The following is a 24,790-nucleotide window of genomic DNA, read 5'->3' as shown; positions in this document are numbered from 1 at the left end:
TGCGTCGCTTTGGCGCCCAGGTGCGCAGCCATCGTGAGCCTGGACGAGCCAGCGGCATCGTCGCCTTCGAGATTGCCGACCGCAATTCCCTGGCGCTCAAGAAGGAATTGCTGAAGCACAACGTCGCACTGGGCTGTCGCGCGGGGCGGTTGCGCATCAGCCCGCATGCTTACACAAACGACGAAGATCTCGACCGGCTGATCGCGGCGCTCAAAGCCGTGGTGTAGGCGATCGGCCCTAAACAACGCGGCGTCGGACGAACAGCATCAATCCGGCGAGTATCGCCAGAGCGATGGTGCCGGGCTCGGGCACGGCGGCAGCGTTGCCGGCGGCCGGCGTGAATGAATTCAGCCAATTGGCCGAGACCAGCGCCAGGTCCTGACTGTTGACGATGCCGTCGTTGTTTGCGTCTCCGGCGTGCCCGGTGCCGGCCGCAAGCCAGTTGCTCGAGATCACGGCCAGGTCCTGGCTGTTGACGATGCCGTCGCCATTCACATCGCCCGTGAGCGTGACGATGATCGTCCCCTGCGTGTAAAGCTGCGAGGCGTTCCACGATTCGCCAGCCGGTAGCCCCGGCAGCAACAACTGCGAAAACGATCCGGCCTCGCTTCCCCAACTGAACAAGTGGAAGCTTTCACCGATCGTGGGCGTAAAGTTCTGCAACACCAACTGCAGCGCACCGTTGAAGGTGAGCTGACCGGCGACGCCGATCTGGTCGTAGCCTGTGCCGGCCAGGTGCATGGTTGTCGTATTCGAGTTCTGCAAAACGACGTTGCCCCCGAATGATAGGGCCGCCGCATCGCCGGGGGACAGGCCGCCGGCAAAGGTCGCGGTGCCGGTGCCGGAAGTGCCGTGCGATCCCGAAAAGGCCCCCTGGAACGTCGCACTCGAACCGGGGTCGATCGTCACCGTGCCGTCGTTGTTGAAACCGCCGAAAAACGTGTGGCTCTGCTGGCCGGAAAGCTCGATCACGCCGGTCGATAAGTTGTTGACGACCCCCATGACGCTCGCTTGCCCGGTGAACTGGATCTGGCCATTGTTCGAGAGCCCGGTCGTGGTGCTGAGCGTGCCGGCGCCTTGAATCGACGCGGAAGGACCGTTGCCGAACAGGCCGTGCACGTCCAACTCGCCGCCGTTGAGCGTGACGGCGCCGAGATTGAACGAATTGTTGAGCACGATGAAGTCGGCATTGCTGCCGACAACAACTTTGCCGCTGTTACTCAGGGCCGTGGCCGAAACCGTCGCTCCCTGGTCGACTTTGAACTGTGAACTCGCATCCGCCACCGAAACGTTTGCCCCGAGCGCGACGGTCAGCGGCTGCCCGGCGAAGTCGGCGACACCGCCTCCCATCACGGTGATGCTATTTGCGGTCAAGCTGCCGCCGGTCATGGTGAAGTTGGCGTTGCTCGACGTTCCGTCGACAACCAGGTTGCCCGTCGATAGCGTGCCGCCAGCCAGCGTGAGGGAGCCGGAGTTGTTGACGGTCGTCGTCTGTCCGACCGCCAGGCCTTTGTTCGCGTTGAGAATCAGGTTGGTGCCCATCAACTGGCCGGCGCCGACCGTGACGCTTGTCGGCCCGGCGTTGGCATTGGTGAATGTGTTTGTGCCCGACGACCAGGAGGCAGGATCGAAGAACCGCGCAGCGAGGGTGACGGCATTCGTACTGTTTCCGCCTGTGGCGTATACCATGCCCGTCGCCGCTACCGAGACCGACATGGGCGTGAACGGTTGGCCGTTGATGGTCGTGGCTACCGTCCCCTGATAGGTCCCTGAAGTGGAGTACACTTTCAGGCCTGCCGTCTGATCGGCGACATAGACCAGTCCCGTGCCGCTGACGGCGACTCCGTAGGTGAACGTTGAAAGTTTCCCCGGCCCGGAAGCATCACCAATCGACGACTCGTAGGTCCCGGCCGCTGAGAAAACCTCGACCCGTCCTCCGGAAACGTCCGTCGCGTAGAGATTCGCCCCCGCGGGGTCCAAGGCAAGCCCTCCAACGCCGCTGGCGCCAAACTGCCCCGGTCCGGTTCCCGCGGAGCCGAATGAGCCGAGGAGCGGGAAGGTCGTGCCGTTGAACGTGGTGCTGTACAGTTGAATTTGTGTGCCGTTGCCAACGTACACCGAGCCGTTCGCGGTGGCAGCGATGCCCGTGGCGTCGGCAAGGGCGCCAGCGCTGGGAAGACGGTGCGGTTGCAGCGTCCCGCTGGTGTCGTATATGGCAACTTCCTGCGCCAGATTACTGGAGGCGTACGCCGTTCCATCGGGCGTAAACGCGACATTCCAAGGCTGCGCGATATCGTTGGAGTACGTCGTCAGATAGGTGCCATCCGCGGCGTACTCCTTGAGGACGCCATGATCGTTGAACAATCCCTCGTCGATCAGAATCTGTCCGGTGGGCCCTACGCTGCTGACGGCGCCAGGTAGCGCGATAAAGCCCGGGCTGTTCGTCGGTCCACCGGCGATCTGGTTCAAAAACGTGAATTGAGCGCGGGCGACGTCAGGCACGACGATCCATATGGCCAAGGCTGCGGCGCACCAGATCGCCCGAGGCTCGGGGCGCCAACGGCCACATTGGAAATTCATCTTTCCGGCTCCTCAGTCGTGCATCAAGGTAGTGTCGGCCGATTTGTCAAGCTCCTCTCGCAGGCGCCCCCGCGCCCCTTCAAAACCGGCTCGATGCCGGCCAATTCCATGACTGGTCAAAATCTGACCAGATCAGGTCGATGCCGATTCTAGTTCGGCGCCATGGGAGCCACAAACGGCTTGAGTGTGCCGAGATAGTCGCCCCTGCGCGATGCGGCGACGTGCATTCCCTCGCGGAACTTGGAATCGCTCGCAAGCGATCGGCCGCCGACGGCGCGAGAGTTGCTTACAAAGCCGTTAGGTCATTCACGACCCTTTTTCCCGGAAATATGCCCACCGGTTGATCGGGATCCGACCAATCTGGACGCTGACCGCGCACGCGCGGCACTCGAATTTCGCGCAGGCGGCGGCCGCACAGCAGGGGTTTTTTTTCCGAGAGGTCCGCTATGGATCCAGTACCTGCAGTTTCGGACGTCAACGCGTTGGGCAACGTTGCCGTTAAACAAGGGGCGCGACCGGCAGCCAAGGCTCGAGAACACCGCGACGTTTTTCTCGCCACCGAGTTTTCGCTCTGGGCCGATCGGGTCGGCCTCGAACCGGGGGAAAGCTTTCTGGTCGACCGGTATTTTCACCCCGATGGCCGTACGGTCGAAGCCGGCTCAGGGGGCGGCCGTATCCTGCTCGAACTGCAGTTGCTTGGCTTTCGCGACTTGCACGGCTTCGACTACCTGCCCGAATTTGTTTCCGCGGCGCGCCAGCGCGATCCGAGCGGCACGATCGAATATCGCGTCGAAAACGCGATGGCTCTGGATTATGCCGATGGCAGTTTTGATCAGGCGATTTATCTGCAGCAAATCCTCTGCTTCCTCCCCACGGTCGAAGAGCGCCGACGAGCGGTTCGAGAGGCGTTTCGGATTTTGCGGCCCGGCGGTGTGCTCATCGCCAGTTTTCTTTCCTTCCGGACGCGTCTGCAGTCGCGCTTCTATAAGCTCGCGCGTGGCTACCTGGCGACCCTGCGGACATTGACGGGCCGCTCGCTCGATCGACAGTGCTGGCCCTGGCTGCGACGTCGCGACAAGATCTACCTCGGTGCGCTGTTCGATCGGGGGCCGCACATGTACTGGATACGCGACGAAGAGGCTGCCGAGCTGTTCGAATCGGCGGGCTTTCAGGTCCTCGGCATCGGCACCGATACCCAGGTTGCCGCCGGAGCGCTGGCCGACTCGGTGGCAAGTCTGGCGCGTTTACCGGTGCGCGGACGGTTGTATCTCGCGTGCCGTAAGCCAGAGCAATGAGAGTTTGTTTTTTGACGAAGTGTTTTGTCTTCGATGAATCGCTGTCATGAGTTTGCCAACTTCTCACAAATCCCGCGCCCAGCGGCATCTCGATCAGCTCCAGGACCAGGCGCGGAGCGAACAGCGACGGGTGGAAAAGCTCGAAGCGAAGATTCGCGTTGTAAAGGACCGGCGCGCTCATCGACGCGCCCGGTAGCCGCCTGGCAAACGGTGTCTTGCCCGTCTTCCGCGAGCCTTCGCGCCCTTTCGCTGCCTCGCTGGCCGGAGCCATGCGGCTCGGATTCTTTGCCAAAAAATCGTTGACTTCGCTCCGAGGTGTTAGTACATTGCCACATGTTAGCTGATTAGCATGTGTGCGGTCGAGCGGGGCCGGCAGACGACGAGAAGCGAGGACCATCCGACATGACCAAAGGACCTCACGCCGATTTGGGCCGCCGCGAGCGGCAGATCATGGACGCGATCCACGAGCTGGGGGAAGCCTCGGTCGGTGACGTGCTCGCGCGGCTGGCGGATCCCCCCAGCTACTCCGCCGTGCGGACCATGATGCGGCTCTTGGAGGAGAAGGGGTATCTCAAGCACCGACGCGACGGGATGAAATACATCTACCGTCCGACGCTCGCCCCCGAGAAGGCGCGTCGCTCGGCTCTGCAGCATTTGCTGAAGACCTTCTTCAGCGGCTCGGCCGGAGACGCCGTGGCCGCCGTGCTCGACCTGGAAGGGGACAAGATCTCGGCCGAAGAGCTTGATCGATTGGCGCAATTGATCGACGAAGCGCGGAAAGAGGGGAGGTAATCGACGGCCATGTTCGCATCTCTGTGCGACTCTCTATTTGATAATGCCCGTTGGATTTCCTTGTGGGGCGACCTGGCGGTTAAATCCACGGTGCTGTTGATCGTGGCGGCACTGGTCGGCCTGACCGTGGGTCGCCGATCGTCGGCCATCCGGCACCGGATCTGGGGACTCACCTTCGTGGCTCTGCTGCTGTTGCCCGTCGTGAACCTGGCCGTGCCGGGCATCCCGCTACGGGTGATCCCCGATCAGTGGCAACGAACGTGGCTCCTCGCGTCAGGGCCTTCTGTGGGTAGACCAGCCACGGAATCGAGCGTCGCCACCGATAGCGAGTTTGCCACGGCAGCCCGCGATGTGCGGAATGTTCCGCGGACGCCTGCCGCCCCGGATGACTCGAACGCGCACGCAGAAATAGCACGAGTCGCACCGAATCAGCTCTCCGTCACGACAGAACCCGAAGCGGAATCCGGTGCGCTACCGAGCGTCCCCCAGGCCTTCGCGATCGACCAGCGCGCTGTGCCGCCCGCCGCGATCGATGCTCCGCCGCTTCCCTGGTTGCCGATCGTATGGCTCGTCGGTGCAAGCCTGGTTTTGGCGCCGCTGGTCTGCGGCCTGGTGGCCAACGGTCGGCTGCGGCGGCGCTCGATGTCGCTTGATGCCGCGGAATGGCAGGATCTGGTCGCGGAATTGTGCGATTCGCTCGACCTGCGCCGCGCGGTCACCCTGCTCGTGGCTGGCGAAGGACAAATGCCCATGACCTTCGGCGCGAGCCGCGCCTGCATCGTTTTGCCGGCCGAAGCGCACGAGTGGAGCGACGAGCGGCGGCGTGTCGTTTTGCTGCACGAGCTGGCGCACATCAAGCGTCGCGACGTTCCCTGGCAAATCGTGGCGCGCCTGAGCTGCGCGCTGTACTGGTTTCATCCCGGCAGTTGGTTCATGGTCCGGCGGATGCGCATCGACCGCGAGCATGCCTGCGACGATTACGTGCTGCTCGCTGGGCAAAAGGCCTCGAACTATGCCACGCACTTGCTCGACATCGCCCGAGGGCATCGGCCCTGTTCTCCGTTGGCGACCGCGGCGCTGTCGATGGCGCGTCGCTCGCAACTCGAAGGCCGCTTGCTGGCCGTGCTCGATGGCAAGCGGATGCGCACCCCGCTGGGCCGGGCCCGCGCCTCGCTGCTCGCCGGTGCCGCCTTGATGGCGGTTGTCGCCGTGGCCGTGGTACGGCCGATGTTGCGCGCAGAGGCGCTTGCGGCTGCGCCGGACAAAGCCGTTCCCTCGGCAATCACTGCCGGTGACAACGATTCCGGTGATCAAGTCGTTACCGGAAGAGTCTTGTCGGAGCAGGGCGAGCCCGTCCCCGGCGCGAAAATTCAAGTCGTGGCCATGGATCGTAACGACGGCTGGCCGATTTATCGCACCAGAAAGCAGGAAGTTGTTTACCTTCCCACCACGTGCGCAGCCGACGGCCGATTCCGCGTTAGTCTGCCAAAACGATCCACGGGCGTTTATCCGGCGCTGTGGCTGCTGGCCTCGGCTGATGGTCTAGGGACATCGCAAGTCTGGCTCAAACCGCGCCAGCAATATCAGGACGTCGACATCACGTTGTGGAAGCCCAGGGAAGTGCGGGTGCAATTGATCGACACGATCGGCAACCCGATCGCCGGCGTGCAGCCGCAGCTCTGGTCGGCAACGACGAAGACTAAACATGTTCAAGGTCACTACACCAGCTTTTGGCTGCCGGATCTGAGTGCCCGCAGCATGCTCACGGATTGGCCAACCTGGTCCCGCAGCGATGAGCAGGGCTATACGACGGCCACCATGTCGAGCGACATCAAAACGGTCGAGTTATCGATCGACGACGAGCACTGGGGCGGCCAACAGCTCCATAATCTTGACGTGACGAGTGACTCGGTCGCCGCGGTCTTGCAATCGCCGCTCTTCATCTCCGGAAAGGTAGAGGCGGCAGACACTGGCGAGCCGATCGCCGGAGCCAAGGTGCTGCTCACCGAGCGACCCTATCGATTTCTAGAGACAGCGGCCGACGGCACTTTTCACATCCGCACCGTCGTCAAGCATTCCGACGAGTTTCGACCCGACAGCGAATTGAATGTTTACGCCTACCCGCCCCCTGACTCGCCTTACATGTTTCTGGCACTGGAACGTAAGCGACCCCGTGAAGGAAAGAGCGTGGACATGACGCTCAAGCTGCGTCGCGGGATACCGGTGACGGGTCAGGTGATCGATCGCGTAACGCGAGAACCCATCGCGGGCGCCGAGATCTTTTTCCGGCAGCAGGAATACAACAACGGGTATTTCAACGCCGGATCGTGGCCCAATTATTCCGAAGCGCAGATGCGCTACGGAACCGACGCCGAGGGACGCTTTCGCATGCCGGTATGGCCGGGACCGGGTTATCTGCTGGTTCATGGACCGACAAACGATTACTTGCACGTGATGATCAGCGATGGCGATCTGTACTATGGCAAGACCGGCTTACAGCGCAACTACCCGGATGGCGCTCAGCAGGTCAACTATAAACCGGGTGAGCAGAATGCGGCGCCGGTGACGATTGAGCTCGAGCGCGGCACGACCTTGCGGCGCAAGGTTGTGCGCCCGGATGGGCAGCCGGCCACTGGCTGGTTGCATGCACGCAGTTATGTGATGGATCGTCGCGACATCAATGGCCATACGCCCGCGATTCAAATCGAAAATGGCATGATCGAGCTACCGGGATTCGACCCGGAACGATCGAATCCGCTTTTCTTCCTGGATATCGAGCATCATTGCGCCGCGACGGTCTCGCCTGCGGCCGACGAGGCGCAGAGCGACGCGCCGATTGAGCTTGTGCCCTGCGGCTCGGCCCGATTTCATTTCATCGACGACAAAGGCAAGCCGATCGTTGGGCACGAGCCCTGGCTGCAAGTCGTAGTGACGCCTGGGGCCGTGAACACGCATCACATCGAGGACAATCAACCCCTCTGGGCCGATACGATCATCTGGCAAAACATGTTCTGGGAGCAGGGCGTTGCGCGCCGCGAGCTGCCGAAGACGGATGCGGACGGCAACCTCGTCATGAATGATTTGATCCCCGGCGCAACGTACAACGTCAGTTTCGTGAATAAGCAAGGCCGATGGGACGAAGGCTTCCAGTTTACGATTCGGTCCGGCGAGACAACCGAAGTAGGCGACGTGGTGATTCCCACCCGCCAATAATTCAGTCGCGCCGGCGTGGATGAAGTATTCGAGGTCGTGGACAGTCTCGACTAGGAACTGGGCGAGGCATTAATGAAAGCGGAACAGAATCCCTGGTCACCCTACGAAGCGAGTGCCGCCGATCCGTGGGACCATCGTAAGGTAGCGCATCTGCACCGGCGTGCCGGTTTCGGCGCGACGCGCGGCGAAATCGAGCGCGACCTGGCCGCCGGGCCGGCCGCCAGCATCGCACGCTTTCTCGAGCCCGAGCCGGAGCCGCAGGCTTTTCGTCAGATTTCCGACGCCCTGCGCCGCGCCGCCGAAGGAGGCGAGCGCGACTATTCAAGAAGTCCAGAAGAGCTGGCCTCGTGGTGGTTGTTCCGCATGGCGTACGGCCCCGATCCGCTGGGCGAAAAGCTGACGCTCTTCTGGCACGGCCACTTTGCGACGGCGATCCACGGCGTTTATCGGCGTCATCTGATGACCAAGCAGAACGAGCTACTGCGTAAGCACGCCCGCGGCCGATTCGGAGATTTACTACGCGCGATCGAGGCCGATCCGGCCATGCTCATCTGGCTCGACGGTGGCGCGAACCACAAGAACCACCCCAATGAGAATTTTGCCCGCGAGCTGTTGGAGCTTTTCACGCTGGGCATCGGCAACTACAGCGAACAGGACGTGCGCGAAGCAGCCCGGGCTTTGACCGGGTGGCGCCGTGACCGCGAGAGTATCCTTCTCAACGAGACGGACGATTTTACGTACGAAGAGGATCTGGCCGACACGGGCGAGAAAAACTTTCTCGGCCAGCGCGGCCCGTGGCGCAAGGATGACGTCATGCGCATCATCCTCGGGCAACCCGCCGCGGCCCAGCATATCTGCCGGCGCTTGTACCGGGCGTTTGTTAGCGAGGCCGCGGAACCAAGCGCCGAGCTGATCGAGCCGTTGGCCGCCGAGTTCCGGGCCAGTGATTACTCGATCGGACACGTCGTCGGCATCATGTTGCGGTCGCGGCATTTCTTTTCGCCGGACGTTTATCGCCGCCGCGTGAAATCGCCGGTTGATTATTGCGTCGGCACGATCCGCCAGCTCGCGCTACCCCGTTCGCCCGGCCTGCTCATGCTGGCCGTGACGAGTTGCCAAGAGCAAGGCCAGGCGCTGTTCGATCCACCGAGCGTCAAAGGGTGGGACGGCGGCGCCGCCTGGCTCAGTAGCGCCACGACGCTCGCGCGCATGAACTGGGTCGTCGAGCTGTTGAACGGCAACGAATCTTCCGGCCTGGCGCCGTACGACGGGGCGGCTTGGGCCAAGGCGAACAACGTAGCCGCCGGGCAACTCGTCGCTGCCTACACGGCGTTACTGGTGGACGACGATGTCTCGGCCGGCACGCGTGAATTGGCGTCGCAGTTAGCCGGCAGCGATGCCACGCACATTACGGCCGCGCTGCAAGTGCTGTTGCAAGCACCGGAGCATTCTCTGGCCTGATTTCCCTTTTCGGAGCGAGGAACAGCCATGCGCTATAACCGCCGCGATTTTCTCGGTGTCGGCACGACCCTCCTGACCACGAGCGCTACCATGCCCACGCTACTGGCGCGGACCGCGCGAGCCGCGGCCAGCGACAAGGCGATGAACGATCGCGTGCTCGTGGTCGTGCAATTGACCGGCGGTAACGACGGGCTGAACACGGTCGTTCCCTACACCGACGAGAATTATCGCCGCCTGCGTCCGCAACTGCACCTGGCCGACGCCAAGTTGCACAAGCTCGATGATCGCGTCGGTCTGCATCCGGCACTCGGCGGCCTGGCCCGGTTATTCTCCGATGGGCAAGCGGCGGTCGTGCAAAGTGTCGGTTATCCCCATCCGAATCGATCGCACTTCGAATCGATGGCCATCTGGCATACCGCGCCCGGCGACGCACAACTGGAAATCGGCAAGGCCGACATGGCGAAGCGCGGCTGGCTTGGCCGGGCGATCGACGCGCGCACTAGCGTCGAAGAGCAATCGCGCGCCGCCGCGGCGCTGCGCATCGGCGGCGGTGAAATGCCGCAGGCGCTGTTGGGATGCCGCGTGCAGGTTCCCTCGATCCAGGATTTGAGTCATCTCGAGCGCCGCACCGGACTGCTCGACGCGGCAGGCGTGAAAGCGCAGCTCGCCGGCTGGCAACCGGGCAGCAGTGACGCGAGCAATCCGCTCTTGGCGGCAGCGCGCGCAAGCAATATTGCCGTGCAAGCCACGGCCGAGCAGGTCGATAAAATCAAAATCGCCAAGGCCACGCGTGGTCGTTATCCCGACAACGACCTGGCCAAGAAACTGCGCACGATCGCGCAGCTCGTGCAGGGCGGCTTTTCGACGCCGATCTATTTCACCGAGCAAAGCGGCTTCGACACGCACAGCCGCCAGGCGAACACGCACGAGAACCTGTTGCGAAACGTCGGCGACGCGCTGAAGGCCTTTGTCGAGGACATGAACAAGAACGCTGCCGGCCGGCCGGTGATGGTGCTCGTCTTTTCCGAGTTTGGGCGTCGGGCCGCCGAGAACGAAAGCCTGGGCACCGACCACGGCACCGCGGCGCCGGTATTTCTTATCGGCGCCAACGTCGCGCCGGGCGTGCACGGCCCCTACCCCGACCTGGCTAACCTGGTCGACGACGATCCGGTCTACGGCGTCGATTTTCGCGCCCTTTACGCGACCATCCTCGAAGGCTGGCTCGGCCTCGCGAGTGAATCGGTGCTGGGCCGGAAGTTCGAGACGCTCAAAATCGTTAAGCCGTCAAACGCTTAGCGCGAAATGACCGACACGACGCGCCGTCGAGAGCGGTCGGAGCATTTTCAATTCTCGTCCGGCTTGCCGACTTCTTCCGCAGTGCTATCCAGATCGAACGCGCTCGACAGGCGGCCTTCGCCGCCGCTCAGGCGATGGACGTGCAGGTAGGGCCGTTGGTTCTCTTCGACCGCTATGACCAGCATCTCCCCTTCGGGGTGAACCGCGGCCGACAGAACCTGTTCGTTCGACGACCCCATCGTAAAAAGCTCGCTGGCGGTCGCCAGATTCCAGAATCGCAGTGTCTTGTCGGCGCCATGCGTGACTAGCGTTTGGCTGTCAGGAGAGAAGAGCAGGTTGTAAATCCCGGCGCCCTCGTGTCCGACAAGCGTCGTTGGCGTTGACGATCCATCGAGCTTCCAAAGATAGACCGACGCGTCGTATCCGCCGGCCACAAGATACCGGCAGTTGGGCGAGATTCGGGCCAGAAATGGCCGCTCCGGCATGCTGACTCTTTTCGTCGCCTGCTCTGACCACGGTCGCCTGATAAGACAATTATGGTAGGAATCCGTTTCGATCCAATAGGCGCCCTTAGTGGTCCACGAGACGTCCAACAGCTCGCGCTTTGATACTACGCGGCGCAATGCGCCGGTGTTGCGATTAACGATTGTCCAAACGGCTTCCGACGGCAGGTAATGCGAAATCAATCCGCTCTCCTCCTCGAAATACCAGAGACGTTCAGGCCGGTCAACGGTGTGATGGCTCCCGATGACCTTCCCTGATGCGGCTATTCGCTCGGCAACGGAACCATCCCTTTCGATAAGAGCAATTACATCCCCCGACGGGCAAAAGGCAAAAATGCAATTTGGCAGTGACGTGTGCGGGCCAGTCGGCGTGCGGATTTCCGTCGACCACAGCTTCCGACCTTGGTGCACATCAATGAGCGTTGCGCTGGCGTCTTGGCCTTTGTCCATTGAGGCCAAGACCAGCCATCGGCCGCACGGTGAGAATGTCATGGCGCACGGACGACTTTGCAATGGAATCTTGGACGATCCGCCGTCCAGCGGCCGGCGCCAAATGCGGACTGTCTTATCTCTCCCGCCCGAGGCGAGCCATTCGCCGTCGGGCGAGACATCCACCGACAGGGTGCGCCCTGCATGTCCTGTCAGGCGTCGTCCGGGATTGTTAGTACCCGTCAAGATTGGCCCAATCGACCAAACCTGCACGAGCCCATTCCACAGACCGGCAGACAGGGTCTGGGTCGCGGGCGTATACCGCAGCGAGGCGACAATTTGGGTCACCGGAATCGAAGCCACCTTGGCACCATCGTCGATTGCGTAAATCCCCGTCGCATGCGGCGCTGCACCGATCGCGAAGTAGCCCGGCCCGATGGGGAGGTGACACATCGCGCCGGCGTTCTCCAACCCGTTCACCCAACCGCCGACGGGGATCAACCTATCGGCATCGACCAGTTTCACCTCGGTCGGGGATTTCAAGACGCCGATTATGTTGCGTTGGGGAACATAAGTGAGGTCAATGATCTCGTTCGGATTCTGCACTTCGGTCGCCGGCACATCGGCCGAAGGAAGCAGGGGTTCACTGCTGCGACATTCGTGGGTAGACAAGTCAATCACGAACACGATCCCTTTGCTTCCGCCGACAGCCAGCCGCGACGAGCTGCCGAGCCAGGCCGCGGCAAACAGCCGGACTTCGCCGACTTGCTGATCATAAATGGTTCGCCCGTCGTTGATCCGATAGACGGCCACTCGGCCATTCTCCCCCGCGAGAGCCAGCAGCGCGCCGTCTGGTGAATATTCGGCGGCTCGTGGGCTGCGGACCTTGCTGATTAGCGCGCGCCGTTTGCTCCAATCTCCAGTGTTCCATAGCGTCGTCAGCCCATCGGCGCTAATCGAGGCCATCGTCTTGCCGTCCGGAGCGAAGCGGACGGCTCGCACGCTGGTCAGCGCGTGCAGCGTATGGTCCACCTCGTTCGCCATTGACCACAAAGTTTCCCATTCGATTCCCTTGCGAATCGACGGGCCGACCAATGATTCGCTTTGCTTGAGGTATTCCAGCGCCTCAGCACGGTGACCGCGCTCGATGGCGGTGCCGGCGTGTCTGATCGCGGCGGCATACCGATGTTGGCGCTCCATCCCTTCAACGGCGGCGGTCATCTTCTCGGCGGCGGCGAGCTCATGTTCCGCAAGCAGCCGATCATGTATCCAGGCGCCGACCAGGCCCGCGATAAGTGCAACGGCAAATAAAACCGTCGATGTCAACGCCACGGCCAGCGGCCTTCGCCGCACATACTTCCAGCCGCGATAGAGCAGCCCTGCGGGCCGTGCGCGAACCGGCTCCTGGTTTAGGAATCGCGTGAGGTCGTCGGCCAACTCCAGCGCCGTTGCATACCTGCGGCCAGGTGATTTCTCCAGGCATTTAAGAATGACCGTTTCCAGGTCCTTCGGTATGTCCTTTCGCAAACACCGAACCGGCCGCGGTTCCTCTTCCTGGATTCGTTTCCGAACGTGCTCAGAAGTCTCGCCGTCAAACGGCCGCACACCGCTCGTCAATTCGTAGAGGATTACACCGAGCGAAAAAATGTCTGACGACGGACCTACTTCGGCATTTAGCCCGGCCGCCTGTTCCGGCGACATATAGTGATCCGTCCCCAAGACGACACAGGTGGCGGTCAGCGCCGACGCTTGTCCGTTTTCCGGCCAATGCGCTAATCCAAAATCCGTGACGACCGGCTCAAACGCGGCATCGTCACTGGCCCGAGGACGCAAGAGGATGTTACTCGGCTTCAAGTCGCGATGGACAACGCCGTGCGAATGTGCATGGTCGACCGCCAGCGCCACGTCCCTGAGCATCGCCGCGGCAACCTGCGCCGGTACCCGGCGCGGCTCTTTTAGTAATTGCTCCAGGGTCGGACCATCGATCAGTTCCAAGACCATGAACCAGGCGAGCTCCAGGTTCCCTGTCTCGTGAACTTCCACGATGCCCGGATGACGCAACAATGCAACGGTCTTCGGCTCCTTGACGAAACGCTTGCTCAATACCGGGTCCATCAAGATGCCAGGCCAGGCCACCTTCAGCGCCACGCGCCGGTTTAATCGCGTGTCGAGCGCGCGGAACACCGCCCCATACGCGCCGCTCCCCAGTAGCGCTTCCAGCTCGAAATGTCCGATGCGGCGCGGCGTCTCCAGGTTCAGGTCGCTGGCGGCCGAGTCGGCGCCGAGACGTTCCTGCCGCAACTTCGTCAGCCAGACCATCAGCCCGTACGATTCCGAGCAGTCGCCCGGCGGCAGCGCGTCGGACAAGCTCGATCCGGGCGAATCGACCGATCGAACGGCCGCGTAGTTGGATTCAATGCTTTTCATGGGCTTCGAACAACTTTTTCAGCCGGCGGATCGCCCGGCGGTAGGCCACGCACGCCGCGCCCTCGCTTCTTTCCGTCAGCCGGCCGATTTCCGCGAAGCGGCGATCCTCCACCGCGCGCAGCCGGATCACGAACTGCTCGTTCACGTCCAGGCTCTCGAATATCGTTTGCGCGCGGCGGGCTTCTTGCCGCCGTTGCAGCGCATCGCTGACGCACTCGCCATGCCGGCCCAGTCGTTCACGCAGGACCCAGCCAATCTGCTCCCGTCGGGCCGCGTCGTTGCGATGCAGAAAGTTGCGAATCCATTGCTTCCGCCGCCGGTGCAAGATCACGTACGACCACTGCTTGAACTCGATGAACGAGTCTCGCTTGAACCGGGGAAACTTCTCGGCCACCACGGTCAGCGTGTCCTGGATCAGGTCGGACAACCCGTGCGACGGTCCCGGCGGACGCATCGTCCGGCGACTGTGCATATCGGCCCACAGGCATTCCGAGAGCAGCTCCAGAAGTCGGGCCAGGGCGACCTTATTGCCGTCGCGCGCGGCCACGACAAGCTGGTCCAGGTGAGCGGTCGAAATTTGCGGCGAGGCTTGCACGGGCGCGGCTCCGGCCGATGGCGATGCGGGTCCAGTATGGAGTCGTTCGCGGACCGTTTCAATTGCGCTCTGCAAAGGCTTGCGGTGAAGCAAGTTGCAAGATTTTGTGTTCGGTTTTCCGCTTCTGCGCCTGTGTAGAAATTAATCCTGCGGATCGTACACCAGCCCGCGGCGCCGGCGAGCAATGGTCCGACGACAAAGATATTTTTTTCCTTTTTTATCGGAAATCCTGTTCGGATTCGCGGATTCGCGGATTGAAGAGGTAAAGCGGCCGCGCGCCGGTCGCCCGCCAGCGAGTGCCTGGGAACGCACGCTCACGCACCGATGACAGTCACCTTGAACAAGGAACGCACATTGAATAACGAACACCTGATGGCGGCCTACTCCGGTCGATTCGCTCGCTGGCTCTTGTTGGCCGCGGCACTCATGCCGACCATCCACGGCGCCGCATATGCGGATGGCTACTCGTTTAGCACGCTGGTTTCGTTCGATGCCACAAATGGGCGGAACCCTGCTGCGAGCGTGATCATAGATGGGGCTGGGAATCTTTACGGCACGACGGAAACAGGCGGGACATCCAGCGCTGGCAACGTGTTTGAAATCGCCGCCGGCTCGAACACGGCCACGACGTTGGTCTCGTTAAACGGCTTTTCCGATGGTCGATTCCCTGTTGCGAGCCTGATCAGTGACGGGGCCGGGATTTTTTTTGGAACAGCGTCGGAGGGTGGGTCATCCGGTGACGGCACCGTGTTCGACGTTGCCGCCGGCTCGAACACGGTCACCACACTGGCTGCATTCACTGGCTCCAATGGTTTAGAACCTGCCGCAGCTCTGATTAGCGACGCTGCCGGTAACCTCTACGGCACGGCGGAAGGCGGGGGAGCATCCGGAGCCGGCACGGTATTCGAAGTCGCCTCCGGTTCGCACACGCTCACGACACTTGTTTCGTTCAATGGTGGCAGTAACGGTGCGTTCCCTTTGGGGAGCCTGGTCACTGACGCCGCCGGGAACCTCTACGGCACGACATACGGCGGCGGAGCGTTCAACCGCGGTACCGTGTTCGAAATTGCCGCCGGTTCGCACACGATCACCACGTTGGTCTCGTTCGATGGTACCAATGGTGCGCAACCAGCTGCGGGACTGATCGCCGACGCTTCCGGAAACCTCTACGGTACGACTTCCGACACTGCATTTTCCAGCACAGTATTCGAAATTTCTGCCCAGTCGCACGCGCTCACCACATTAGCCACATTCCCCGGCGACACTACAGGGACGAACATTCTTGGGGGCCTGGTCCTCGACGGGGTTGGGAACCTTTATGGTACGACAGCAAGTGGCGGCCCGTCCGGAGACGGCACCGTATTCGAGATCGCTGCCGGATCGAACGCGATCACCACACTGGTCACATTTAATGGCGCCAACGGGGCAAACCCCGAAGCAGGGCTTCTGCTCGACCCGGCCGGAAACCTTTACGGCACGACGTACAGCGGCGGGGCGAACAATGACGGCACCGTGTTTAAGCTTTCCCCGGTGCCCGAGCCGTCGACGCTCGTGCTTTTGGGCCTGAGTGGCCCCGTGTTGTTTTGGTATGGCCGTAGGTACCGTCGCCGATAGGCTGGCCCTACACATCTTCCCTCTACGGGTCGTGCTCGTAATTGAATAACTCCTCAAATGCTAATGAAGTAAGCCCGTTCGACGCCTCTTGTCTCCCGCGGTAAGCCAGTCGGTTGACCGCGGTTTGATCCGTCGCCGCGACGTTGCGGCGGGCTTTACCCGCCGCCGCTACTTCATTCCAGCCTTTGAGGAGATCTTCATGTACACGTCCGTATTGTCTCGTCTTGTCTTGGCTGCTGCCACGTCAATCGCAGCCAGTCTTGCGCACACAGCGATTCTCCGCCTCGCGGCTATCCATGTCCTGCGCATGATTCTCTCGTTCAACACTAACCATCATCGACAATTGTCGACAACTTTCGGAGCCTACTCCATGCCCAAGCCTGTACTACTCGCCTCTGTGGTAATTCTCCCATTGCTTCTGCCGGCGGTCGTACCTGCGACTGTCATCCTCCCGGACGTTCCTGCGGGAACGCCATACGAGATTCTATTTGTCACACTCGATACGACGACGGCAACAAGCGCCGACATTAACACGTACAACAGCTTCGTCACTGCGGAAGCAAACCTCAGCCCCGTGCTTGCCGCGCTCACGACGCAGCATGATCTTACGTGGCACGTTGTCGGCTCGACCAGCACTGTGGACGCGATCGTCAACGCCCCTGACAACGGTGTCGCGGTATATAACACGCAGGGCCAGTTGCTGGCCGATGCCGCCACCGGCATATACAACGGCACTATTACGAATCCAGCACAATACAATCAGTTCGGCAACGCCGAAACATCATATGTCTTCACGGGTTCGACGATGCTCGGTGGTCTCGAAACCGGTAATGCGCTCGGTGATACGAACGTAGTATATGGCGACTCGAATCAGAGCAACTCAGCCTGGATATCAGTAAACACCACCTCCGAGACTCAACTTCCACTGTACGCTCTCAGTTCGCCCGTACCCGAGCCATCGACGTTGGTCATTGCAATGATCGGCGCTAGCACGGCGTTATTCCTCAAACGCCGGCGGCGCCGCGCGGCATCCGCCTCGCGCTAGTAATGCAATGGGTGAACGGGGGGGCACGGGCGCAAAAAACCCTCGTATTCTCGCGACGACCCACCTAAGATGAGGAGGCCGATGGACGGAACGTAGTTCAGAACGAGAGGGCGGCAATGCGAATCACGATTTGCAGGGCTTGCGTCGCGTTTTTCTGTCTCGCCTCACTAGTGCGAGCCGTCGAGCTCGATAAGATCGAGCGCGCGATTCAAAAGCTCCCCACGTTCACGGCCAGGGAGCAAGGCTACTGCCTGCTCGTGTTCGGTCCCGAGGCGCGCACCCGGGTGTGGATCGTCCAGGATGGCCCGCTCTTGTACGTCGATCGCAACGGCAATGGCGACTTGACCGAGCCAGGCGAACGAATCGAGGCGGACCCGAAATCGAGCGATGCCGAGGAAGAAACGTTTCATTTCTCGGCGGGTGATATTTCCGATGGGGACGTCGTTCACAAAAACCTGCAAGTCGGCCGAGCGAAGCTCGATCACTTGCGTGACACGGACGAAGAGATTCGCGCGGCGCTCGAGAAGAATCCGCGCTTCCGCTCCTGCCTGGTGTTCATCGACGTCGACCTGCCGAATTTGCGCGGTGAGGGGCTGGGTGGGCGCGTGCCGCATCGGGCATGGAACCGCGACGCCCATGGCCTGTTGCAATTTGCCGACCGGCCGGCCGATGCACCGATCATCCATTTCGGCGGTCCCTGGCAGGTGACGCTGTCAAGTTCGCCGGAAACCTGGCGCGTGGGACGCAACAAGGATCTGGATCTGGTCGTAGGCACGCCCGGCCTCGGGCCAGGATCGACCGCCGCCATTGCCTACAACAAGGTGATCCCCGAAGCGCTCATTCCCAAAGCCGAGGTCGCGTTTCCACCATTGTCGGCGGGCGCCGAGCCGATCAAGAAAGTCTATGAGCTCGCGCGCCGCTGCTGCACCGTGAATTTGTACGGCGATGTGGCCGTGCCCGAGGACGTCGGTACCGGCACGGCCAAGGTCGACATCTCGCTCGAGAGCTGGCCGGGCGTGGTCGTCGCTCCCTCGTCGCACGAATTCAAGGTTTTGCCTCCCAAGAAGGGCCCCAAGCTGTATCCGGTTTCGTCGCGATTGGTGAGCAAGCTCGAAAACGGCAATCCGCAGCACGAAATCACGGGCATTCACTTCTCGCCCGATGGCAAACGCCTGCTGGCCGGCGACTACCCGGGCGGCATCGTCAACGTGTGGGACCTCGCCTCGGGACAAAGGCTATTCTCGCTCGACGCCGGAAAAGGCTATCGCTCGACGGACGAATTCTTCATTCCTACGGCCGACTGGTCGAAGCTCTTTGCCTGGCATGAAACGCACGGTGTGTTCACCAAGGTCGAGCGCGACGACAAGGTTCTCAACAGCGTCGAATACAGCAGCATGATCCGCTCGTGGAGCTTGGATTCTGGCAGCTTGTTGCGCACGTTTCAGACCGACCCGCCACACGGCATCCGCTACATGGTCTTGGCGCCGAACGGCAAATACTTCGTGTCCATGGACGAAATGCCGGGTGAGTTCGAGTTGCACCGTCCACGCGACTTGTGCTTGTGGGATGAAAAGACCGATACGTACCGCGAGGTAAGAAAAGGAAACGCGATGCCGTGGTGCGTTTCCGCGGACAGCCGGATGGTGGCGGTCACCACGCCGGTTGAGGACGACAAAGAGAGCGGCTTCGATGGCGCCATCGAAGTGTTCACCGCGCCACAGTGGAACAGCATCGTGAAAATTCCTTTCGCCGGCAAACTCACCGATGCGCGTGCTCTCACTTTTGTCGCTGGTGGCGAAATCCTGGTCGGGGCGCTGAGGGTCCTGGAAAAGCCACACGACTACGAGAACGCCCACAGCTTTTTGAAGCTGTGGGACGTAAAGTCGGGCAAGGAACTGCTGTCGATCGCGGCGCGGAACAAAGGCGAGGCGTTCGTCTCGTCCGCTCTTTCACCTGATGGCCGGCATCTTTTGGTTTCAACCTGGACGATCGACCACGCCGGCAAGGAACGTCTCGTGCTGGTCGACATCGCGAACAAGACCTGGAAGATGATCGACGAGCCCACGGAAGGTTTCCTGCGCGTGCCCGTGTTTCACCCGAGCGGCCGCTATTTCGCCACGTCGAGGCAAGTAATCCCCAAAGACCAAATACGGCGCGATCCCAAGGTCGAAGATCTTCCACAGCCGCGCATCGTGCTAATGAGCATGCCCGAGGGCGAAGCCTTGGAGACGCTCGTGGCGCCACAATGCTTCCTGGGTTCCATGGCGTTCAGCCCCGATGGGACGATGCTGGCCACAAGCGGCCCAGGTTCGGTGTTGTTGTGGGATTTCCACCGGCCACCCGAGCCGTCGATCGACAGTTCTGATAAATAACCACTCTCAAATAGCGACGTAGATAAGAGGCCCCTATGCGACAGGCGTTTCACGTTCTCTGCTTGGCGTTATGGCTTTGCGTGGCGCTTTACCTGGCCGGTGTTGCCCATGCGGTCGAACTCGACAAGATCGAGCGCAAGATCGGCAAGCTGCCGGAATTCAACTCGAAAGAGCAGCGCTACTGCTTGCTCGTCTTTGGGCCCGAGGCGCGCAAACGCGTATGGCTCGTCCACGACGGGCCGGTTCTGTTCGTCGACCGCAACGGCAACGGCGATCTGACCGAGCCGGGCGAGCGGATCGAAGCGGACGAGAAATCGAGTGATCCGAAACTCGAAGAATTCTATTTCAAGGCCGGCGATATTCCGGACAAATCTGGCGTGCATAAAGGTCTGTCAGTCGGATGGAACTCGCTCGATCATTTGCGCGATCAGTTTCCCGAACTTGACCGAACGCTCGCCGAGAATCCGCGCTTCCGTGGCTGCAATGTCTATATCGAGGTCGCCATGCCCGGGCAGCAGGGATCGGGCTTAGGCGGTCGCGTGCCGCATTCGGCCGGATCTTGGGACGACCAGGGCTTGTTGCAGTTTGCCGCGCGGCCGGCCGATGCGCCGATCGTGCATTTCGGCGGACCGTGGCGAATCTCGTTCTTTGGCTCGCCCGATCCGCTGCGTATCGGCCGCAAGGAGGAAATCATACTCTCCGTTGGGACGCCAGGATTAGGCGCCGGTGCGACCGCCCACGTGGCTTATGAGAAGGTGGTTCCACCCACGATTTCGCCTCAGCTGCAAATCACTTATCCGGCCGCGGCCGATGGCCGGCCGCGCATCGTCGAGACCTATGAATTGCACGAGCGCTGCTGCGGCGTGAATCTGTACGGTGATATCGTCGTGCCTGAGAAGGCGGGCGTGGGCGTGGCGCAGGCCGTGGTATCGCTGGAGAGCTGGCCCGGTGCGTTTGTGGCATCATCGACACACGACGTGCAAGTCGTGCCGCGTCCGGCGCCGCTAAAGCTCGAGTCCGTTTCGCCGCGACTGGTGGGCAAGCTCGAACATAGTGGGCCAGGCACGATCATCAGCGGCATCAACTACTCGCCCGACGGCAAACGTCTGATGGCGGGCACCTACGATCAGGGAATCATTAACGTCTGGGACGTGGCCAGCGGCCGACGCATTACGAGCATCGATGCCGGAGAAGGAGGGCGCGCGAGGACTGATTATTTCCTGCCCTCGCCCGACTGGAAGAAAGTCTACGCTTGGCAGGAGCCGCACGGCAATTACACGACCATCGAGCGCGATGGCAAGCGTCTCATGCAGGTCGAGTACAGCGCGACGATTCGCGCTTGGGACACGGAGTCCGGGAGCTTGCTCCGCACCTATCAGACTAAGCCCGCCAATGGCATTCGCAGCATCAACCTGTCGCCTGACGGCCAGCACATATTGTCGCTTGACGAGACGCCCGGGGAGTTCGAATCCAGCCGACCGCGTGCCCTGACCTTGTGGAACACCGAGAGCGGAACTTATCGACAGGTGCAGGTAGGGAACTGCGTGCCTGAGTGTTTTTCATCAGACAGTCGCCTGGCGGCCATCGACATGGAGCCAAACGACGATGAACCTTTGTCGGCCTCGATCAAACTGTTCGCCGCGCCCGACTGGAAACCAGTGCGAACGATCGTCGACAAGGTGGACCAGTGCGACGCTCGCACGTTTGCCCTGGGCGACCGCGTGCTTGTCGGCAGCGTCGGCCAGATGAAGTCGAAAAAGGATTTTCTAAGTGTGACCGAAGAGCTCAAGGTATGGGACGTAGCTACGGGGCGCGAGGTGCTGTCGATCGCGTCTCCCGAAGGAACACAGAGACTTGGTTACATGATCGCCTCGCCCGACGGCCAGTTCGTCGCCGCAAACGCCTACAACAATTTCGCCGAAAAGGAAGCTCGGGAGAGTTTCCTCTTAGTTGATATCGCGCGAGGCACGTGGCAGGCGGTCGATGTGCCGCCAGGAGCGCGAGCCGGCAAGGCGGTCTTTCACCCCTCCGGCAAATGGCTAGCCGTGGAATCGCAGATCTATCCCCCCGGCGACGATTGGGAAGCTGACGAGGTACCACAGCCACGGATTCAGCTCATCAGCGTGCCCGAGGGTAAGGTCCTGGAGACCGTTGTCGCACCGCAATGCTTCATCAATTCGATCGCCTTCAGTCCCGATGGTTCGACCATGGCCACGAGCGGCCTCGGCGCGGTGCTATTGTGGGATTTTCACCGCGAGCCCGGGCTGCCAGCGCCTCAAGGTAATTAGCCTGGTTGTCCGTGGGAGACGATTTTATTTGGACGGTCCGCCAGTCCCATCATCACGGTGGGCTAGCGCGATAATTGCGTAGCCAGGCCTCGACCTTCGCGGCCATTTGCGGTTGCTTCTGCGCGCGCGCCAGTTCGATGGCTCCTTCGGCCGCGCGGATGGCCTCTTCGCGCCGCTTGGCCTGGGCGCAGGCGATCATCAGATGAGTATGGAAATCGATGTCGTTGGGCTTAAGCCGAATGGCTTCCTGGAATGCCGCAGTGGCTTCTTGCGGCCGATTTGCCTTCCCCAAGGCCACGCCCAGGTCGTTGTGCCCTTCGGCGTAATCAGGCTTCAATCGCACGACTTCCTGAAAGTATGGGATTGCCTCGCTCGGATGCCCGGCGTTTAGAAAAACGGCGCCGAGCTTATGCCGAACGCTGAACGATTTCGGTTGTATCTCCGCGGCTCGCGAGAGGTGTTCGACGGCTTCTTCCGTATTGCCGGCGTCCGCAAACCAATTGCCCTGGCTGCTCTCGGTCAAATACCCGGCGTGTTGGGTGGCAGCCGCTTGGGCAAACAACGACGTGGCGCTTTTCCAAGTGCTCGTTTGTTGCGCGCTCAAGAGGGCCAGCCCGGCCAGCAGCACGCCGCAGGCCGCGATCCATCGTGGCTGAGCGTATAGCGTAAAAAACCAGGCGATCGCCAGGCTGGGGCCCAGCATCGAAAGATAAACATAGCGATCGCTCACCGTCGAAAACGCTTGGAACACGAACGACACCAGGCCACTGACCGGAGCGACTCCCACGATGAATATCGCGAGCGCCGTCAACCACAACCGGCGGTGCGGCAGTAGCGCGAGCGCGCCGGCCAGAAACACCGGGACGATCCACGCCAACCAGATCCACCGGGTCTGCAAGACAGCCTCGGGCGTTCGCGCATAGTCGACGGTCAGTCCCAGCGGACACACCAGTTTGACGAGATAGAACGCGATCGTGTCGCCGGCGATCAAGGGGCGCATGTTCGCAGGCGGAATAAACCACAGCAGCTCATCACCTTGCGCGCGCTTGGCGACGACAGAAATCAGCACTGCCACGGTGGCGCTAGGCGCAAGTTCGAGAGCCGACCTCACTGCGGATCGTTGCAAGAATCCCACGGCAATCAGCCACGCGATCGGTATCACCGCGATGGCCGCGGGCTTGGCCAGCAGCCCGAAGAGAAATGCCACGTTCATGGCGGCATACGCCACCCAGGCAGCCGGCGGCCTCGCTTGCAGAAATCGCTGGCGGTAGATCAGTATTGCGAGTCCCGTCAGGCAGAAGAAATTGCACAGGATGCCCTTCGTCTCCGAGATCCAGGCGACGGCTTCAGCCTGCAGCGGATGAAGCGCAAAGAACAGCGCCGCCAATAGCGCCGCGACACCATGCTCGGTAAGCCAGCGGGCTATCAGCAGCACCAGGCATGCGTTCAGGCAGTGCAGCAATAGATTGCCGGCATGAAACACCGCGGGATGGAACGTGTACTGCCCGTCCCTGCTCTGCTGTTGGGAAATCGCGGCCTCGAGCGCATAAAACGTGTACGTCACGGGCATGTACAAGTGTAGTACGGGTTCGGCCCACGGCTGCCACAAGTGTTCGAGCGAAACCGGCTGATAAAGCGGATTCGAGGTGACGAGATGGCTGTCGTCGATCGGCGCGAAGTCGAACGACACGACCTGCCCATAGACAATCACGATCGCTCCGACCACGAGGGCGCAAGGACCAAGCCCGCGCCACCTTCTCACCGCAATCTCGGGCGAACGCGCGTTGCCGGCGGCAATGTGGCCGGCGTCCGACTGTGAGCCTCTCGCGGCTTTGGTCGGCTTCGACTCGCTCGCCCTGCTTTTCGGTCTTCGTGCCATTGGCGTCGCGTGGAAATCCGCCGAAAAAATGCCGCCCGCACGGCAACGCCAAGGCCCACGGCCGGCAGTCCAAAGCATGGCATTCTAGTTCGGCCGAAGAGCGAAACCAAGCCGGCGGCGCGGGCGCTAGATCGCGCCTGCGAGTGTCGCAAGCCGCAGATCATTAGCTGCGCAGTTGGGTGGTTTGTCAATTTGAACAGGGAGGTAACGCTCACAAAGGGCGCGAGGTGTTTCCGTCATTCATGTGGTAACAGCTTGTCCTCGCACGCCGTATGTGTGCAACACGTCAGCCCAGGGCAACCAACGTCATGCAGGTGCCATCGGCCATCGACTCAACGGATGACGTCGAGCCCGGCAGGAGCGAAATCGTGTAGGCGTGGGGCCCGGGCCGCTTAGTGCGCTGCCTTGGCCGGCTTACGCTTCAGGATACCGTGCGGCCGCTCGCCGGGCTTGCCGTCGGAATAGCCCACGAACGACAACTCGAGGGTGTTGGCGTCTTTGATCTGCATGACCCCTTCGTGAACGTGGGCGTCCGTCTTGGGATCGAAGTTCGTTCCGCCGTGGAAGGCGAACTTGATCTCGCCCGGCTTGTCGCTTTTCACGAACTTCAGGATCGGCGCGTTCTGCAGGGCGCAGTAGTGCGTCAGCAGCAACTCGTCGCCGTCCATGTGGTAGATGCTGATCATTTCCATCGGCTCGCCCTCGAAGATCGTCTCCATCACGGCGCTGCCGGCCGCCGTCGGTCGAAACGAGGTCTTCTGCGAATGACCGCCGTGATCATGCTCATCCCCCGTCCGCTCCCATTCGCCGGTGAGCGTCTTCAGGAATTCAAACGCCGAATTCGCATCGTAAACGACCGCCTGCGGGCTGGGGGCGGCCGCACCGTCGGGCTTTGTATTGTCGGCGGCCCTCGATCGTGCCACGGAAAAAGCCGCCAGGGAAAGAACTGCCAGCGTGGTTGCGAAAAGACGGACCTTGCGCATGATCTTTCTCCTACCAAC

The 24,790-nt window shown here is 61.5% G+C and carries 16 protein-coding genes; 11 read left to right on the top strand and 5 right to left on the bottom strand.

The window, feature by feature from the left end; genetic code table 11:
- Positions 1 to 227, top strand: a 227-nt coding sequence (locus VHD36_02090; GenBank protein HVU86081.1) for a hypothetical protein, incomplete at its 5' end; no start/stop codon positions are given.
- Positions 228 to 237: 10 nt separating this feature from the next.
- Here the strand turns inward: VHD36_02090 and VHD36_02085 are convergent.
- A complete protein-coding gene (locus tag VHD36_02085) occupies positions 238 to 2,580 on the bottom strand; it encodes a dockerin type I domain-containing protein (protein ID HVU86080.1) in 2,343 nt (780 codons plus the stop codon).
- Between the two features lie 446 nt (positions 2,581 to 3,026).
- Between VHD36_02085 and VHD36_02080 the strand changes: the two genes are divergently transcribed.
- The 5 genes from VHD36_02080 to VHD36_02060 all read left to right on the top strand — a co-directional run bounded on the left by VHD36_02080 (position 3,027) and on the right by VHD36_02060 (position 10,637).
- Positions 3,027 to 3,875, top strand: coding sequence for a methyltransferase domain-containing protein (locus tag VHD36_02080; GenBank protein HVU86079.1), 849 nt, complete (start codon positions 3,027 to 3,029; stop codon positions 3,873 to 3,875).
- 402 nt (positions 3,876 to 4,277) lie between these two features.
- The gene (locus VHD36_02075; protein HVU86078.1) at positions 4,278 to 4,667 is read left to right on the top strand and encodes a BlaI/MecI/CopY family transcriptional regulator; all 390 of its coding nucleotides are present in this window, start codon (positions 4,278 to 4,280) and stop codon (positions 4,665 to 4,667) included.
- A 9-nt stretch (positions 4,668 to 4,676) separates the two neighbouring features.
- On the top strand, positions 4,677 to 7,880 hold the full coding sequence (locus VHD36_02070; GenBank protein ID HVU86077.1) for a M56 family metallopeptidase: 3,204 nt from the start codon (positions 4,677 to 4,679) through the stop codon (positions 7,878 to 7,880).
- Positions 7,881 to 7,952: 72 nt separating this feature from the next.
- Complete coding sequence (locus tag VHD36_02065) at positions 7,953 to 9,341, top strand: DUF1800 domain-containing protein (protein ID HVU86076.1); 1,389 nt, start codon at positions 7,953 to 7,955, stop codon at positions 9,339 to 9,341.
- Positions 9,342 to 9,368: 27 nt separating this feature from the next.
- Positions 9,369 to 10,637: a DUF1501 domain-containing protein gene (locus VHD36_02060; protein HVU86075.1), complete on the top strand. Its 1,269-nt coding sequence runs from the start codon at positions 9,369 to 9,371 to the stop codon at positions 10,635 to 10,637.
- 47 nt (positions 10,638 to 10,684) lie between these two features.
- Here VHD36_02060 and VHD36_02055 read toward each other — a convergent pair whose 3' ends face one another.
- Complete coding sequence (locus VHD36_02055; protein ID HVU86074.1) at positions 10,685 to 13,870, bottom strand: serine/threonine-protein kinase; 3,186 nt, start codon at positions 13,868 to 13,870, stop codon at positions 10,685 to 10,687.
- Between VHD36_02055 and VHD36_02050 the strand changes: the two genes are divergently transcribed.
- Positions 13,803 to 13,976, top strand: a complete 174-nt coding sequence (locus tag VHD36_02050) for a hypothetical protein (protein HVU86073.1) — start codon at positions 13,803 to 13,805, stop codon at positions 13,974 to 13,976. The two genes, VHD36_02055 and VHD36_02050, sit on opposite strands and share 68 nt — an antisense overlap.
- A 6-nt stretch (positions 13,977 to 13,982) precedes the next feature.
- Here VHD36_02050 and VHD36_02045 read toward each other — a convergent pair whose 3' ends face one another.
- Positions 13,983 to 14,591 (bottom strand): sigma-70 family RNA polymerase sigma factor, encoded by a 609-nt coding sequence (locus VHD36_02045; protein ID HVU86072.1) that lies wholly within the window; start codon positions 14,589 to 14,591, stop codon positions 13,983 to 13,985.
- Positions 14,592 to 14,915: 324 nt separating this feature from the next.
- Here VHD36_02045 and VHD36_02040 point away from each other — a divergent pair, with 324 nt between their 5' ends.
- From VHD36_02040 to VHD36_02025, 4 genes are all read left to right on the top strand, one after another.
- Entirely contained in the window at positions 14,916 to 16,205 is a 1,290-nt protein-coding gene (locus VHD36_02040) for a choice-of-anchor tandem repeat GloVer-containing protein (GenBank protein HVU86071.1), read from the top strand.
- A 124-nt stretch (positions 16,206 to 16,329) separates the two neighbouring features.
- A complete protein-coding gene (locus VHD36_02035; protein HVU86070.1) occupies positions 16,330 to 17,250 on the top strand; it encodes a PEP-CTERM sorting domain-containing protein in 921 nt (306 codons plus the stop codon).
- A gap of 116 nt (positions 17,251 to 17,366) precedes the next feature.
- Positions 17,367 to 19,622, top strand: a complete 2,256-nt coding sequence (locus VHD36_02030; protein HVU86069.1) for a WD40 repeat domain-containing protein — start codon at positions 17,367 to 17,369, stop codon at positions 19,620 to 19,622.
- A 35-nt stretch (positions 19,623 to 19,657) separates the two neighbouring features.
- A complete protein-coding gene (locus VHD36_02025) occupies positions 19,658 to 21,910 on the top strand; it encodes a hypothetical protein (protein ID HVU86068.1) in 2,253 nt (750 codons plus the stop codon).
- Positions 21,911 to 21,962: 52 nt separating this feature from the next.
- On the opposite strand, the gene VHD36_02020 is transcribed toward VHD36_02025, so the two are convergent.
- Both VHD36_02020 and VHD36_02015 read right to left on the bottom strand, forming a co-directional pair.
- Complete coding sequence (locus tag VHD36_02020) at positions 21,963 to 23,672, bottom strand: tetratricopeptide repeat protein (protein HVU86067.1); 1,710 nt, start codon at positions 23,670 to 23,672, stop codon at positions 21,963 to 21,965.
- Between the two features lie 509 nt (positions 23,673 to 24,181).
- The gene (locus tag VHD36_02015) at positions 24,182 to 24,772 is read right to left on the bottom strand and encodes a hypothetical protein (protein ID HVU86066.1); all 591 of its coding nucleotides are present in this window, start codon (positions 24,770 to 24,772) and stop codon (positions 24,182 to 24,184) included.
- Between the last annotated feature and the right edge of the window lie 18 nt (positions 24,773 to 24,790).

This window comes from Pirellulales bacterium, assembly GCA_035546535.1.
Classification (GTDB): Bacteria; Planctomycetota; Planctomycetia; order Pirellulales; family JACPPG01; genus JACPPG01.
This window is presented reverse-complemented; position numbering and strand designations above follow the sequence as displayed.

What these genes read in the sequence shown, in the direction of transcription:
- VHD36_02070 (HVU86077.1), top strand. Translation starts at nt 4,677, where the DNA reads ATGTTCGCATCTCTGTGCGACTCTCTATTTGATAATGCCCGTTGGATT.
- VHD36_02060 (HVU86075.1), top strand. Translation starts at nt 9,369, where the DNA reads ATGCGCTATAACCGCCGCGATTTTCTCGGTGTCGGCACGACCCTCCTG.
- VHD36_02080 (HVU86079.1), top strand. Translation starts at nt 3,027, where the DNA reads ATGGATCCAGTACCTGCAGTTTCGGACGTCAACGCGTTGGGCAACGTT.
- VHD36_02025 (HVU86068.1), top strand. Translation starts at nt 19,658, where the DNA reads ATGCGACAGGCGTTTCACGTTCTCTGCTTGGCGTTATGGCTTTGCGTG.
- VHD36_02050 (HVU86073.1), top strand. Translation starts at nt 13,803, where the DNA reads ATGCGGCGCGGCGTCTCCAGGTTCAGGTCGCTGGCGGCCGAGTCGGCG.
- VHD36_02015 (HVU86066.1), bottom strand. Translation starts at nt 24,772, where the DNA reads ATGCGCAAGGTCCGTCTTTTCGCAACCACGCTGGCAGTTCTTTCCCTG.
- VHD36_02065 (HVU86076.1), top strand. Translation starts at nt 7,953, where the DNA reads ATGAAAGCGGAACAGAATCCCTGGTCACCCTACGAAGCGAGTGCCGCC.
- VHD36_02040 (HVU86071.1), top strand. Translation starts at nt 14,916, where the DNA reads ATGACAGTCACCTTGAACAAGGAACGCACATTGAATAACGAACACCTG.
- VHD36_02030 (HVU86069.1), top strand. Translation starts at nt 17,367, where the DNA reads ATGCGAATCACGATTTGCAGGGCTTGCGTCGCGTTTTTCTGTCTCGCC.
- VHD36_02085 (HVU86080.1), bottom strand. Translation starts at nt 2,580, where the DNA reads ATGAATTTCCAATGTGGCCGTTGGCGCCCCGAGCCTCGGGCGATCTGG.
- VHD36_02075 (HVU86078.1), top strand. Translation starts at nt 4,278, where the DNA reads ATGACCAAAGGACCTCACGCCGATTTGGGCCGCCGCGAGCGGCAGATC.